The organism is Lewinella cohaerens DSM 23179 (assembly GCF_000379805.1).
Taxonomy (GTDB): domain Bacteria; phylum Bacteroidota; class Bacteroidia; order Chitinophagales; family Saprospiraceae; genus Lewinella; species Lewinella cohaerens.
This window is the reverse complement of record NZ_KB903538.1, coordinates 148,929-163,350: the sequence shown is the minus strand read 5'-3', so window position 1 is coordinate 163,350 and position 14,422 is coordinate 148,929. Positions and strand designations below refer to the sequence as shown.

General features: G+C 42.9%; 12 protein-coding genes. 7 read left to right on the top strand and 5 right to left on the bottom strand.

Going from position 1 to position 14,422, the window contains the following annotated elements; genetic code table 11:
• Positions 1–123: 123 nt before the first annotated feature.
• Together A3EU_RS29880 and A3EU_RS0108890 are read left to right on the top strand one after the other, a co-directional pair.
• Positions 124–1,161 (top strand): sensor histidine kinase, encoded by a 1,038-nt coding sequence (locus A3EU_RS29880; protein WP_020535798.1) that lies wholly within the window; start codon positions 124–126, stop codon positions 1,159–1,161.
• The gene (locus tag A3EU_RS0108890; RefSeq protein ID WP_020535797.1) at positions 1,142–1,912 is read left to right on the top strand and encodes a LytR/AlgR family response regulator transcription factor; all 771 of its coding nucleotides are present in this window, start codon (positions 1,142–1,144) and stop codon (positions 1,910–1,912) included. The genes A3EU_RS29880 and A3EU_RS0108890 overlap by 20 nt, the downstream gene beginning before the upstream one ends.
• Here A3EU_RS0108890 and A3EU_RS0108885 read toward each other — a convergent pair.
• On the bottom strand, positions 1,909–3,066 hold the full coding sequence (locus tag A3EU_RS0108885; RefSeq protein WP_020535796.1) for an acyl-CoA dehydrogenase family protein: 1,158 nt from the start codon (positions 3,064–3,066) through the stop codon (positions 1,909–1,911). The two genes, A3EU_RS0108890 and A3EU_RS0108885, sit on opposite strands and share 4 nt — an antisense overlap.
• Positions 3,067–3,224: 158 nt before the next feature.
• Positions 3,225–4,313, bottom strand: coding sequence for an alkaline phosphatase (locus A3EU_RS0108880; RefSeq protein ID WP_245569346.1), 1,089 nt, complete (start codon positions 4,311–4,313; stop codon positions 3,225–3,227).
• 434 nt (positions 4,314–4,747) lie between these two features.
• On the opposite strand from A3EU_RS0108880, the gene A3EU_RS0108875 reads away from it, so the two are divergent.
• The 4 genes from A3EU_RS0108875 to A3EU_RS0108860 all read left to right on the top strand — a co-directional run bounded on the left by A3EU_RS0108875 (position 4,748) and on the right by A3EU_RS0108860 (position 8,892).
• The gene (locus A3EU_RS0108875; RefSeq protein ID WP_020535794.1) at positions 4,748–5,845 is read left to right on the top strand and encodes a hypothetical protein; all 1,098 of its coding nucleotides are present in this window, start codon (positions 4,748–4,750) and stop codon (positions 5,843–5,845) included.
• A gap of 267 nt (positions 5,846–6,112) precedes the next feature.
• Positions 6,113–7,210 carry a hypothetical protein gene (locus A3EU_RS29875; protein WP_020535793.1) on the top strand — a complete coding sequence of 366 codons (1,098 nt, stop codon included), beginning with the start codon at positions 6,113–6,115 and terminating at the stop codon, positions 7,208–7,210.
• 275 nt (positions 7,211–7,485) lie between these two features.
• Positions 7,486–8,598 carry a DNA replication/repair protein RecF gene (recF, locus tag A3EU_RS0108865; protein WP_020535792.1) on the top strand — a complete coding sequence of 371 codons (1,113 nt, stop codon included), beginning with the start codon at positions 7,486–7,488 and terminating at the stop codon, positions 8,596–8,598.
• Positions 8,599–8,601: 3 nt separating this feature from the next.
• A complete protein-coding gene (locus A3EU_RS0108860; protein WP_020535791.1) occupies positions 8,602–8,892 on the top strand; it encodes a DciA family protein in 291 nt (96 codons plus the stop codon).
• Between the two features lie 13 nt (positions 8,893–8,905).
• Here the strand turns inward: A3EU_RS0108860 and A3EU_RS0108855 are convergent, their stop codons facing one another.
• From A3EU_RS0108855 to murB, 3 genes are all read right to left on the bottom strand, one after another.
• On the bottom strand, positions 8,906–9,754 hold the full coding sequence (locus A3EU_RS0108855) for a hypothetical protein (RefSeq protein WP_020535790.1): 849 nt from the start codon (positions 9,752–9,754) through the stop codon (positions 8,906–8,908).
• A gap of 98 nt (positions 9,755–9,852) precedes the next feature.
• The gene (locus A3EU_RS0108850; RefSeq protein ID WP_156825709.1) at positions 9,853–12,024 is read right to left on the bottom strand and encodes an amino acid permease; all 2,172 of its coding nucleotides are present in this window, start codon (positions 12,022–12,024) and stop codon (positions 9,853–9,855) included.
• Between the two features lie 164 nt (positions 12,025–12,188).
• The gene (gene murB / locus A3EU_RS0108845; protein ID WP_020535788.1) at positions 12,189–13,220 is read right to left on the bottom strand and encodes a UDP-N-acetylmuramate dehydrogenase; all 1,032 of its coding nucleotides are present in this window, start codon (positions 13,218–13,220) and stop codon (positions 12,189–12,191) included.
• 251 nt (positions 13,221–13,471) lie between these two features.
• Between murB and A3EU_RS0108840 the strand changes: the two genes are divergently transcribed.
• Positions 13,472–14,359, top strand: a complete 888-nt coding sequence (locus A3EU_RS0108840) for a 3-hydroxybutyryl-CoA dehydrogenase (protein ID WP_020535786.1) — start codon at positions 13,472–13,474, stop codon at positions 14,357–14,359.
• Positions 14,360–14,422: the final 63 nt, after the last annotated feature.

Here is a 14,422-nt window from a genome sequence, read left to right as displayed (position 1 = left end):
TTTGATACTATGTGAAATCGTTTGGTTGGGATAGTCTAAGCCACATCTTAAACATTCTTTATCAAACGATTCCATATAGTTCCTGGATTTTGTACCTTTTGAAAAAATTTAGTTCCAGTAAAAATGCAAAAAGTCCTCAGCTATTCAAAAGCTACCATAAAACCTTTTATTGGAGGCTGTGTAGTATTCGGCATTATCGGTTTGCTTACTGGGTGGAGCCTAAGTGCATCCTTTTTTTGGGAAACCCTTAGGTCCGGCTTTTTGACGGCGCTAATTTGGGTAGGCAATGGTGTGCTTTCTAATGAGGTGAAGATTTCCTGGACAGATTATCCGCTGAAACGCTTATTGATCTCTTTGTTGTTGACAATCATTGTCACTTTGTTTATTGCTGTTTTTGTAGACGTGGTTTTTACACTGTTGCGGTATGGGCGTTTACCTAGCCGAGTATTTGCGCTACAGGCTGGGTATTATTGGAGTATATTACTGATTACTTTTGTGATTAGTATGTTTCTGCACGGTCGTAGCTTCCTGCTATCTTATCGGCAGGCTATTGTGGAGCAGGAGGAACTAAAGCGTGCCAGCTTGGCCAGTAAATACGAGTCTCTCCAGAATCAGGTAAATCCACATTTCTTGTTTAATAGCCTTAATGTACTCAGCAATTTAGTCTACAAAGACGCTGAACTGTCTGCTAAGTTTATTGAACAACTGGCCCAAGTTTACCGCTATGTCCTGGAAGCACAGGACAAAGAAGTTGTCTCGCTAGCTAGTGAAAAGGAAATGCTGGAATCCTATCTTTTTTTATTGAAAATTCGATTTGGAGATCAACTTCAGGTAGCGCTTGATGTGGAAACCGAAGCATCTGATGCTTTACCTCCCTTGTCCTTGCAAATGCTAGCTGAAAATGCAATCAAGCATAATATTGTCTCTCGGCGTAAGCCTTTAAACCTTGTGATAAAAAAAGTGAAAGACAGGATCATTGTTCGCAATAATTTTCAGCCGAAGCAGCAAGAACAGACTTCGTTAGGCGTCGGGTTGGATAATATTCGCCAACGCTATGCTTTGTTGAGTGATCAGTTGATTGAAATTGATGAGGCCTCCGATTACTACCAAGTTAGTCTCCCTATTCTAAAAATTACCGAATATGCGCATTCTAATCGTTGAAGACGAACCATTAGCTGCTGATCGTCTCGCAACTATGCTGCACCAGCGGCTGCCAGATTTTGATCTCGTAGGAACATTTGACAGTATCGAAGAAACGGTGGAGGAGCTTAATAAAGGCTTGATACCAGATTTGGCTTTCTTTGATATTCAGCTGGCTGACGGACTGAGTTTTTCTATTTTTGAGCAAGTCAAACTACCTTGTCCGGTTATCTTTACCACTGCTTTTGATCAGTATGCTTTACAAGCTTTTGAAGTCAACAGTATTGATTATCTGTTGAAACCGATTGCAGGAGAGAAGCTGGATCGCGCCTTAGGGAAATTTCAGGAGCGGCTTCCAGAAAAAACTACAGGGCCACCAAGTTTAGATATTTTGCAGCAAGCATTGGCAATGATTCAGGGCAAGCAATACAAGGAGCGCTTTGTTATTAAATCGGGTGCGACCATCCAGGCGATACCGGTAGAGGAAATCCATTACTTTTGGTCAGAAAATAAAATGACCTGGATTCGCCTGCGCGATGGCCGAAAGCATGTTGTGGAGTACAATTTGGAGCAATTAGAATCTTTGCTTGACCCTAAAGCTTATTTTCGGGTCAACCGAAAATATTACGTCGGCTTACCTTCAATAAATAAGGCGACTGTTTATAGCAACAGTCGCCTTAAGTTACATCTCCCTCACCTGGAAACAGGGGAGGAGGTCGTCGTTAGCCGAGAAAAGGTACAAGCTTTCAAGGCCTGGCTGCGAGGGGATTAGTCCTTTAGCACATGCCGACTGATCACCAATTTCTGAATTTCTGATGTTCCTTCACCAATGGTACAGAGTTTAACATCGCGGTAGTATTTCTCAACAGGGAAGTCTTTGGTGAAGCCATACCCGCCGAAAATCTGCACCGCTTCGGTAGCGACCCTCACGGCGGCTTCGGAAGCATAGTATTTCGCCATAGCGGACACCTTGGTTACGGGTTGGTTAGCGTCCTTCAGTGCTCCTGCTTTACGGGTGAGCAATTCTGACGCTTCTATCTCCGTAGCCATATCAGCCAGCTTAAAGCTGATGGCCTGAAACTTGGCAATGGCTTTACCAAACTGTTCTCGTTCCTTGGCATATTGTACGGAAGCGAGGTAAGCACCTTTTGCAATACCTAAAGACAAGGCTGCAATGGAGATACGGCCGCCGTCCAGGATTTTCATTGACTGAATGAAGCCAGCACCTACTTCTCCAAGAACCTGACTCTTATGAATTCGACAATTGTCGAAAATCATTTCAGCCGTTTCACTGGCACGCATGCCTAGTTTATTCTCTTTTTTTCCTGCCGTAAAGCCGGGTGTGCCGCGCTCTATCACGAAGGCAGTCATTCCGTGACTATCAAGTAACTCTCCGGTGCGTGCAATGACAACTGCTACGTGACCTGATTTGCCGTGGGTAATGAAATTTTTGCTTCCGTTGAGCACGAAGTAATCGCCATCTTGTTCGGCAACACAACGCATTCTGCCAGCATCACTTCCTGTATTAGGCTCGGTAAGCCCCCAGGCACCGATCCATTCTCCAGTGGCTAGCTTTGGAAGGTATTTTTGCTTTTGTTCTTCGTCGCCAAACATAAGAATATGATTGGTACATAGAGAATTGTGGGCAGCTACAGAAAGGCCAATAGAGCCGCAGACCTTGGCGATTTCCACGATAATGCTGATGTAGGCTTCGTAGTTGAGCCCGGCACCTCCGTAAGCTTCGGGTACAAGAACTCCTAAAAAGCCATATTCACCCATCTTGTGAAACAGATCGATGGGGAAGTGTTGTGTCTCGTCCCATTCCATAACATGGGGACGAATATTGGTTTCCGCAAAATCGCGGGCGCTCTCCTCTATCAATAGTAGATTTTCAGGAGAAATGGTGGGGTTGGTTAGGGCAGACATGTAATAGTTTAGTATTGCGCAGAAAATGAAATGCGATTTTTTCGGGATTTCCCAAATAGTTAACACACTTTGAAGTAAATCGTTTAGTTAACTACCTTGGAAACAAAGTCACATTTTATTTTCGTGCTGTTCCTTAATTAACGATTTGAGTATTCTTATCACTTCTTTGGTAAAAATTGATTTTCCAGAGGTTTTAGGTTTTCCAGACCAATTTTTTCTGGTCCCCAGTGGAGAAAGTCTCGCATTTTCTGGTAAATAGCAGTGTTTTCATATATACCGGAAAAAGCTTCAGCACCTGGGCCAAAAGCATAAACAGGAACCATAGATCCTGTGTGCCCATTGGTGGTAAACTCCGTTTTTATTTTGCCTCGTTTTGATCCACTCTGAAGCGCCATACCTCCTGATTCATGGTCAGCGGTGACTATAACGAGGGTATTTCCACGTTGGCGTGCAAATTTAAGAATTTCTCCTACGGCTCGGTCAAAATCAAGGGTTTCCTGTATCGCTAACTTTCCTTCGTTAGCATGATTGGCCCAATCAATTTGACTCCCTTCGATCATTAGGATAAAGCCTTCTTCGGCTCCTCTGATATTGAGGAAATCTGCACTAAGTCGGCTAGCATAAGTAAGGTAGGATCGACCCTGGTTAACAGGCAAAGGCTGGTTGTCGGCAGTTAGAAAGGCAAATTTTAGCTTTGGATCAGGTTTTACCTGGGTTAATTCTCCATTAAAATAATCGCCTATTCGATAGCCTCTACTTTGCAGCTCTGCCAGCAGGTCGCGGTCATCCATTTTTCGCCGGTCAAAATATCTCTTACCTCCGCCGATCATGATGTCTACACCGGATTGACAAATATCTTCAGCGATTTGCTCATAGAAGATACGCATTTTTTGATGAGCGAGAAAAGAAGCAGGTGTTGCGTGTACAATCGTAGAAGTAGCTACAATGCCAGTAGCCATACCTCGGACCATCGCCTCTTCCATAATACTTAAGCAGGGAATGGTATCTGCATTCAGGCCAATAGCACCATTGTAGGTTTTTTCCCCACAAGCAAAGGCCGTAGCTCCTGCTGCAGAGTCTGTAATAAGGTCTGAACTGGAATGAGATTTGTGAAAACCAATAACAGGAAACTCTTCAATAGCTAAAGGGCTAGGGCTAGTATACATCGCAGCGGACATTTGACTTAGCCCCATTCCGTCGCCGATCATCAAGATAATAGCAGGCGGAGCGCTTGAGGTAACGGCCATCTCCCAGCGAATTGGTACTGGTGCTGGTGTATGACAGTCACTAAAAAAAATGCTGCCAAATAGCAAAAGCAGGAAACCCAACAACTGGTCCTGTCTTACCCAATAAGTGCGCTGTTTTTTCCTGCTGATCAATTTCTAAACTATTAAGTTAACACTCCCTTCATACCATTAAATGGACTCCGCCACACAGGATTTTTTAGTAGTTGTCTTAAGCCAAATTCAGATAGTGTGCAAAGCAACACTGCCGATTAAAATAAGGATAAGGAACTTTGTTTAAAATTTAATTCTTTATTGGAATAATTAATCTTTCAATTCAGAATTAAATTTTTTAAAAACCCTACCTTTGTCGCAACTTATTAGAAGGATCAAAGGTTTAATCTTTGAAAGCTGGTAAAATTAACAAAAAACTAAACCAAGCCCTAAAATAACTTAATATGAAAAAATATTCCTGTTCAATCAGGCCTATAATTGTTTCCTTAGCGACATTGTTGATTCCTGTGCTTATGACGGCACAGCCAATGTCTGTTTTTGATTATTTGGCAGTGCAGGATGTTTCAGAAGTAACAATCACTACCGATTTAACAAACTTACTTGAGCTTCAAGGAGAAGAAGACCAAAAAGCAGTATTAAGTTTTGTTAATAGTGATGATGTAACAGAGGAATGGGATATAAAGATTAGCGCACGGGGCAAATTTCGTCGACGTGTTTGTGAATTCCCTCCGCTCAAGCTTGATTTTGCCAAAGGAGATTTAAAAAACCGTGGTTTTGCAGAATTTGATAAGTATAAGGTCGTAACACATTGCCAGGAAAACCGCCGAGAGGCAAAGGAGGCTGTACTACGTGAGTATACTACTTATCAGTTGTACAATGCACTTACTCCTGCCAGCTATGAAGCTTACCTTTTGCAAATTAACTATGTTGATAATAAAGGGGAAGTCAATAACTTGCGTCGTTATGCCTTTATATTAGAAAGTACGCAGGAATTGGCTGCCAGGTTAGCAGCTAAAGAATGTGAAGACTGTCGGGGTTATACACCTGATCAAGTTGAATTGCCTGCAGAGAATATGTTGGCCGTATTCCAATATATGATTGGAAACACAGATTTTAACCTCTCTATGGTGCGTAATTTGAAACTGTTTTCAAATAGCGAAGGGAAGGCCATACCCGTTGCTTACGATTTTGATTTTTCAGCGATGGTAAGTGTACCTTATGCTATTCCTGCCCGTGAACTGGGACAAACGTCCATACAGGATCGTGTTTTTCTAGGTTTTCAGGTAACGGATCAATTGATGGAAGAAACACTTGCTCATTTTGAGAAAACACGAGAGGAGCTAGAGCAAATAATTAAATCTCAGCGTGCATTGTCTTCTACTGCTCGTTTGGAAATGCGTACCTATTTAGATGGATTCTATGCGCATCTTGCTGATTTACGTGAACTTGGGAAGGTGAGAACCTACTCTCAGATGCGGCAAACGGCTCCTTTGGTTGTGCCTGCGGGCGCAAAACCCGAAGACTATGGCGTTCGACGTTAATTCTCCTATCGAAGGAGCCAAATTATTTTCCCTGCTTACGGCCCAAGAGAGAAATTTTGTTAACCAATACACCTTCTAAGGCATAATATCCTTTGATTTCAAAAGTTAGTGTAGATTTAACACAAAGATGGGCACTTAATGCCTAGCTTTGCGTTAATATAAAAGACGAGACCTACTGGTTTCGTCTTTTTACTATTACTAATCCCTACTAGTATGAAAACGCAAACATGTACGGCAATACATGATTTATTAATTAAATCATTCCATTTGAGAAAGCTAATTGCTATTGCTTTATTACTGTCAGTTCAAACTGTTCAAGCACAATTATCTCCTGGTACGTCTATTTTTGATTTGTTAACTGGTGAAGAAATCAAGGAGGTTACACTTCGTACCGATCTGGTAAACTTGCTCAGCAGTACCGATCAAGAGGCAAGTTACCAGCCTGCTACATTTTCTTTTACCTCAGGGCAAGGAGGAGCACAAACCTGGGATCTTAAAGTAAAGGCTAGAGGTAAATTCCGCCGCCAAGTGTGTGATTTTCCTCCATTGAAGCTCAATTTTTCAAAAACAGCTCTGTTTAATCGAGGTCTCGCAGATCATGATAAACTTAAATTGGTCACGCATTGTACCGATGACAAAAATGTTGGTAATGAGAAAGTAATGCAAGAGTACCTTGCTTATAAATTATACCAGGAGCTGAATCCTTACAGCTATCGCGTTCAGTTGGTAAGTATCCAGTACATTGATGATTCTGGTCGCCTGAATGGTTTCCGTCGCCTTGGCTTTTTGATTGAGTCTACCAGCGAATTGGAAGCACGCCTTAATGGGGAAGAATGCGAGGATTGTACCTACCAGCCCGTCACGGCATTTGATACAAAAGCCAGTGGTATGCATGCGATGTTCCAGTACCTTATCGGTAATTCTGACTACAGTGTGCCGGTAATGCGGAATATTAAACTAATTCGTCGTTCTGTGGATGGGAAATTAGTGCCTGTAGGCTATGATTTTGATTTTGCGGGCTTTGTTGATGCTCCTTATGCTATTCCAGCCAATCACCTCGGGCAAATCACTATTCGCCAGCGAATATACCTGGGGACCTTGGCCGATGATGAGGAGATGCAGGAAATCTTAGAAGTATTCCTCCGTAAGAAGGAGCAACTATTGAAGATTATTCAGGATTTTAGGCCACTGCCTTCGTCGAAACGCTTTGAACTAAAAGAATACCTACTCACTTTTTACGATCAGATTGAGATGATTGAATCTGGTGGTTATAAGGATGTGTACTCGCACTTACGGCAGGAGCACCCTCTAGCCATTCCTGATGGCGGTGCTGCTGCTGATTATGGATTGGCAGCAAGGAAGTAGTGATATTCACACCGTTTTATTTTAGTAAGTTCCATCTCAAAGAGATACATGAGTCATTATAATAGCTGAAAAGAGTGATTTATCTGACTTTTTGTAGAAAACCCCATGATTTCACTAATAGAAATCGTGGGGTTTCTTCTTTAACTATAGGTTTTGCGGTTGGTCAGCACGGATTTTGATGACAATCAAAATTCGGGATGACTCATGTTTTGTTTTCTGGCAAATGAATTATCCCAACAAGCGCTTATCTTTGGCACTCACGCAATCAATAATCTTTGCAGCTGAGTCGCATCCACCTGGTACAGTTTAAGAATTATTCCGATCAACTATTGGAATTTAGCCCTCGGCTAAATGGTTTTGTTGGCCAGAACGGGATGGGTAAAACCAATCTGTTGGATGCCATTTATTACCTCTGTATGGGTAAAAGCTATTTTGCTACCCGCGATCAGTACATTGTACAGCACGAGCAGGATTTTTTTCGCCTTGTCGGAATCTTTTTGCAAGAAGAAAAAAAGGATCAGATCGTTGTAAAAGTAGCGCCCCGCAAACGCAAGGAATTAGAGCTAAATGGTAAGCGTTATGATCGGTTGATAGATCACGTTGGGCGTTTTCCTGTAGTCATTGTTGTGCCTGATGATACGCAACTTNTCCATGAAGGAAGTGAAGAACGCCGCAGGTTTCTTGATAATACCTTGTCGCAGTTGGATACTGTTTATCTAGGGCATCTTATTCAATACAATAAGGTGTTGAAACAAAGGAATGCGCTTTTAAAACAACGATCTGGTCACTCCCTTCCTGAAGACTTGCTTGCTGTTTATGATGAGCAACTTTCCACACCAGCACAGTATATTTATGAACGAAGGATGGCTTTTGTGGAGGCGTTTATTCCTCCATTTCAACATGCTCACGGAGCTATTTGCGGCGGACAAGAGGCGGTTAGCCTGAGATATCGTTCTCATTTAGAGGAAAGATCACTCAAGGAAATCTTACTGGAATGCCGCGAAAAAGATCGCATCCTGGAGCGAACCACCCAAGGTATTCATCGAGACGAATTGGTTTTTAAACTAGGTGGCCATCCCCTGAAAAGATTGGGAAGCCAGGGGCAGCTAAAGTCTTTTGTGTTAGCCTTAAAACTGGCGCAGTACCGCTTTTTGCAGGCCGAACGCCAGCTTTCGCCGATCTTGCTCCTGGATGATATTTTTGATAAACTCGACCCACAGCGCGTAGAACAACTCCTGGCTTATATTCTCGCAGAGGACTTTGGGCAAATCTTCCTCTCCGATACGGATGAACATCGGATACGAGCCGTGCTGGAACAGCACCAAAGAACAGCACCAAAACTCTTCGAAATAAAGGACGGAGAGGCCAATGAAATAGCCTACCTTTAATTTATGAGTGACCATAACCAAACAGATCTGAAAGCGGCTATCAAAGCAATGCTAGATTACTACAAGCTTAAAGGCCGCTACCAGCAAACCCGTATCAAGCAGCTTTGGCCTGAATTGATGGGCCCTTCGATTACTCAATACACTACCGATTTGCGGATCAGCCGCCAAATTCTTTACGTAACGATTCGCTCCGCCGCGCTCAAGCAGGAATTAAGTATGGGTACGGAGAAGATTTGCCGCTTATTAAATGAGGAGCTAGGGGAGGAGTATTTAAAAGAAGTGGTTATTAGGTAAGGAAATCTTGAGGTTACTTCGTGATTAGAATAATATTACCAATTTGGCCATAGGTATGGTAAATAGCCAAGCTGGACACCAGCTGATCGTTAGTAATACGCTGTCCAAGCACAGGAGTGGTTGAAGTCATATTCGGGAATATATTTTTGATATTTCCATCAATGAACTTGTTATTAGAACTATATACCACTAGTCCTTTTCTATCCGCGACAAGAATCCCTATGATTCCCTCTTCTTTTACAATGCTAGCAAAAATTTCTTTGGCCCCGTCTGAGTTTCCGTTTAGTAGGATGTCTTTTCCTATGGTGGCCAATATTTTCAAGGTGGTTTCTAAAGAGACCATTTTATTGGCAAGGAAACGTTGATGAGCAGTATAAGAAGTGTCTGAAGTATTGGCGGCAAACAACAACTCGCTAAACATATTGGTAGCAGGTTCTGATTTAGCAGAATTACCCTGTTTGTCAAATAAACCATTTGCTGCTGATTGCTCTTCCGCAGTAGCATCCTCCGATCCAAATTTATAGCTTTCATCAATAACGGATACTGTTGTAGTACTGTCAAGGATGGGGTATTCATTGTCAACAGAGTCGATGGCTGTTGCTGAAGCTATTGAGTCTGTTGCGACAAGCGTGTCTATAGTAGTGATAACGGAATCGCTCTGATCAATTATAGTATCGGGCATAGTAAGCACCAGCGTGTCTTTTAACTCCTTATACTGGGTGAAAGCCGAAGATTTTTCGAAATTTTCAGGGAAGAAATACACAGAGTAGTACGCTGTGACTGCTGTAGCGGAGAGAATTAGGAACCATTTAAACCAAGTATGTCTTTTGAAGAAACCTTCTTTTTTAGCGTCTGAGTCCATTTTTTTAGCTTTTAGTGTATGTAGGAATGGTTCAGTAATAAATTTACATTCCTCTGCTTGGCTTTAGCCAAGCTAAATTAGGGTACACACTTTCAATTTTAAGCCAATACATTTTCACTACCAGAATCCAGCACAAATAAGCAGCTACTTTTAGCTTTGCGCATCAGTTTTTTATGCTCTTCCAAATCAAATTCTTCTAAGATGCCAAAGATATTGAGATCAGCATGGTCGGCCTTGGCAACTTCCTTTTCAAATACGCCGCATTTTACCATTGGTTGATACATCGGCAAGCGTGATAATTCAATCAATTCCTGTAGGAATGCCAAAGCGGCTGGCCTATCTTCTTCCTTATCAATAACGGTAATCAATTTCACTGTAGCGTTCCAGTTTTGCTTCAGTTTATAGGCTATAAGCATAGATAGGTCGAGGTTGCCAATGTCATCGTTGATGCTCCAATGTGGTGCTTTAGACCTGATCCAAATATGAATTTTTTGTTGCTGCCCTAAAATTGCCAATGGATGTGGGACGTAGAGTAAAACACCCAATTCTAGTCGTTTGGCTTCTTCTACAATCTGTGGATACTGTGCTAAAGATTCTTTTTTTTCCAAGGCATTCAGGAAAATGATATTGGGTTTGAAAAAGGCTCCGTTTAATGCCTGGTTTCCAAAATTGACACCTTCTGAAAAATTATCGGTTCGCATGATGGCCCATGAAGAAAAGACATTGTCCTTTTGGAATGCTTCGGTAATGGGGAAGAGGTCTTTTTTCAATCCTTCGCTTTCTGCTTCTGAAACAACGCCCATTAAGGCTGCCGATCCTTTAGGGTAAGCAATATCCTTGATCAGGGTAAAGGAGCCATAAACAGTGGAAGCGTTTGTTACCGGCACAAGTAGGTTGGGCTTCCAAGACCGCTCTTGTTTTTGATTTTGCCCAGCGGTATGCTTGGCAGCCCATTCAGCAAATGAGGAAAACAAACCACTTCGAACATCCTCAAAAGGTGTTTCCAGATCATTTCGGCTAAGTATACTGTAGACCACAAAAACCAAGGACCACGAAACTAAACTGATAACAGGGTTGATGATAAACATTGCCAACACACTGCTAATTAGGCCAACCCAAGGGATGATCCAGTTAACTTTAAACTGAGGACGGAAGCTAATTAGTCCTAATTTTTGCTCAATAATAACCACCACGTTAAGCATCGCGTAGGTGATCAGGAAAAACATGGTTACCAATGGTGCAATGGCATTCAAATCTCGAAGCAACATCGTAAGAAAGATCATCACTCCTGTTACAATCATTGCGTTTCTTGGCTGACCGATAGAATCTTGAAAAGCCAACCATTCTCCTTTCGGTAATACCCGATGCTGTCCCATCGCAAATAAAATTCTGGACGAACCAATTATGGAAGCTAATGCAGAGGAGAACGTTGCTCCTAAAATGCCCGCAACAACAATAGGCGACCAAAACGCCCGCTCAATAATGATATTGTAATTGGAAATCAACTCGGATTCGGTAGCCGAGCGGCCAATCCAAAAAGCTAGAAACATATAAATTACGAAGGTCACTCCAATAGCCCAAAGCGTTCCTGATGGAATGCTATTTCGGGGGTCTTTTAGTTCACCAGACATATTTGCGCCCGCCATAATACCTGTCGCAGCGGGAAAGAAAACGGCAAAAACCGTCCAAAAGTCTGCTCCTCCAAAATTGTTTTCAGGAGAACCTCTGAACGTCCCCCAACGGATGGCTTCTTCACTGCTAATTTGCATAGAGCCATAATAAGAAGCGAAAACAATGGATATTAAAGAAGCGAAAATAATACCCATGATAAGGTATTGGGTTTTGATCGCCAAGTCTGCACTTTTGTAAGCTATGGCATAGAGCACAACAAAAACCAATAAGTCTATCACGAAGGCATTGTGATCGGGAAAAATAGACAGCCATCCTTCTCTGAAGCCAAAAATATACATGGTCACTGCCAAACCTTGAGAAATATACCTCGGTATTCCTAAACTACCACCTACTTCTAAGCCTAGTGATTGAGAAATGATTGCATAAGCTCCTCCCGCTCCAATCTTTATATTGGTTACGATAGAAGACATAGACAATGCTGTACATAGTGTAATTCCGAAGGAAATCAGGATGATTAACCAAGCACCTAATAAACCGGCGTTTCCTACAACCCAGCCCAAACGCAAATACATGATTACGCCCAAAATGGTGAGCAAAGTAGGGGTGAAGACACCTCCAAAGGTGCCGAACTTTTTCATTGTCGTTGGTTCCTGTGACTGCTCCATAAGAATTAGAAATCTAGCGTATTTGCTGAGGTAGACATTAAAGAGACTAAATTTAGTGAAATGGTCACATCTTTTTTAATTATATGCGCGAAGCGCTCTGTGTCCTTCTACTGACTTTTGCCTGCGAAAAGGTCAAGTTAAGGGGTAAGCGTTGTTGAAATCGCATTCACTTCTCGCTCCAGTTCAATCCCGTATTTTTCTTGGACATCTTTCATGATTAAGGTACTAAATGCTAGGATTTCCGCAGCAGTTGCACCACCATGATTGACAATTACCAGTGCCTGATGCTTGTAGCAGCCTACGGCTCCCTGGCGTTGGCCTTTCCAGCCGCATTGGTCAATCAACCAGCCAGCAGGGACTTTGACCTGAGATGTACCAGCAGGGTAGGAGGGGATACTTGGAAATTGGGTTTGTAGCTGCTTGAAATGAGCTTCGCTAATCACAGGATTCTTGAAAAAGCTCCCGGCATTGCCGTAGATACGCCAATCGGGTAATTTCGAGCGACGGATTTCAATGACAGCGGCGGCTACATCTTGGGGAGAGGGCTGTTTAATTTGTTTGTGCTCAAGTTGTTCCTGAATAGCACCATAATGAGTATAGAGCTGGTGTTTTTGCTTGGTTAATAAAAAACTGACGCTGGTAATGAGGAAGCCGTTACGGTTTTCAGGCTGTTTGAAGAAGCTATCGCGATAGCCAAACTGGCAGTCCTCGTTTGAAAAGGTACGCGTTTTTCCTGTACTCAGTTCCAGTGCTTCAAGCCTTAGAAAAACATCTTTTAGCTCACGGCCATAAGCTCCGATGTTTTGTACCGGAGCAGCGCCCACCGTACCTGGAATCAGTGCCATGTTTTCCAGGCCACCAAAACCTTGTTGCAAAGTCCACAATACAAATTCATGCCAATTGACGCCACCGCCTGCACGGACAATAACTTCATTCTCTCTTTCTTCAACAACTTTGATAAATTTGATGCAATTGTGGAGCACTAGTCCTGGGTAATAATCAGGAAGTAAAAGGTTACTACCACCTCCCAGAATTAGACAAGGGGAGTTGGATTGGAGCTGTGGGAGCAACTGCGATAGCTCATCCGGGTGATGAATCGCTACATATTGAGCAGCAATAGCTGCTATGCCAAAGGTATTGAGGGATTTTAAATTGTAATTAGCTTGCAACAGGCAGGGATTTGAAAACGGTGAAAACCTTGTTTTGTATAATGATACCAGTCTTTGTATACAAAAGAACAGCACGAAAATAAAAAGCGATTTTGTTTTTCATAATAGTTGAATAAGCGCTTCATTTCAAGCGTTTCTACTATTTGAAAAACTGAGAAAAAATCGCAGTTTATTTTCTGCGCAATACAAAGGTAGGAAAGGCCTGCTTTATTTACTATTTTCGCGTCAATTCTGACCAAATTATATACTAAATGAAAAACATTGCAGTAATCGGTGCCGGCACTATGGGCAATGGCATCGCCCACGTTTTTGCGCAAAGTGGCTTCACTGTTACATTGATTGATATCTCCGCTGCCGCTTTGGAGAAAGCCCTGGCGACGATCAACCGTAACCTGGATCGACTGGTAACCAAAGAGCGAATTACGGAAGCTGACAAAGCTGCCACGCTGGAGCGCCTAACCACCGCGACAGATATGAGTGCAGGTGTTAGTAATGCTGACCTCGTCGTGGAAGCTGCGACTGAAAACGTTGATCTGAAACTGAAGATATTCCAGCAACTGGATGCCGCGGCGCCTGCCTCAGCCATTCTGGCTACGAATACCTCGTCGATTTCCATTACCAAGATTGCTGCCGTGACGGAGCGCCCCACCCAGGTTATCGGGATGCACTTCATGAATCCGGTGCCGATTATGAAATTGGTGGAAGTGATTCGTGGATACGCCACTTCTGATGAAGTGACGACAAAGATCATGGCCTTGTCAAAGCAGCTGGGCAAAGCGCCCGTAGAGGTGAATGATTATCCCGGCTTCGTGGCTAACCGTATTCTGATGCCGATGATTAACGAGGCCATCTACACCCTCTTCGAAGGCGTTGCCGGCGTGGAGGAGATCGATACCGTTATGAAGCTGGGAATGGCACACCCTATGGGCCCGCTTCACCTGGCCGATTTCATCGGACTTGATGTTTGCCTATCCATCTTACGGGTACTCCATGATGGTTTTGGTAACCCAAAGTATGCTCCTTGTCCCTTGCTGGTCAATATGGTGATGGCAGGCAAGAAAGGCATTAAATCCGGCGAAGGTTTCTATACCTACGGCCATGGTACCAAAGAGTTGATTGTTGCGGATAGCTTTAAGTAGGGGGGAGTGTTACATCAACAATACCAGCTGTGATTTGCAAAACGGAGGCAGTGGCGTAGGTGC

Coding starts and splice junctions, on each gene's coding strand:
- A3EU_RS0108890 (WP_020535797.1), top strand. CDS start 1,142: ATGCGCATTCTAATCGTTGAAGACGAACCATTAGCTGCTGATCGTCTC.
- A3EU_RS29880 (WP_020535798.1), top strand. CDS start 124: ATGCAAAAAGTCCTCAGCTATTCAAAAGCTACCATAAAACCTTTTATT.
- A3EU_RS0108860 (WP_020535791.1), top strand. CDS start 8,602: ATGAGTGACCATAACCAAACAGATCTGAAAGCGGCTATCAAAGCAATG.
- A3EU_RS0108850 (WP_156825709.1), bottom strand. CDS start 12,024: ATGAAAAAGTTCGGCACCTTTGGAGGTGTCTTCACCCCTACTTTGCTC.
- A3EU_RS0108880 (WP_245569346.1), bottom strand. CDS start 4,313: ATGGCCGTTACCTCAAGCGCTCCGCCTGCTATTATCTTGATGATCGGC.
- A3EU_RS0108855 (WP_020535790.1), bottom strand. CDS start 9,754: ATGGACTCAGACGCTAAAAAAGAAGGTTTCTTCAAAAGACATACTTGG.
- A3EU_RS0108885 (WP_020535796.1), bottom strand. CDS start 3,066: ATGTCTGCCCTAACCAACCCCACCATTTCTCCTGAAAATCTACTATTG.
- A3EU_RS0108875 (WP_020535794.1), top strand. CDS start 4,748: ATGAAAAAATATTCCTGTTCAATCAGGCCTATAATTGTTTCCTTAGCG.
- A3EU_RS0108840 (WP_020535786.1), top strand. CDS start 13,472: ATGAAAAACATTGCAGTAATCGGTGCCGGCACTATGGGCAATGGCATC.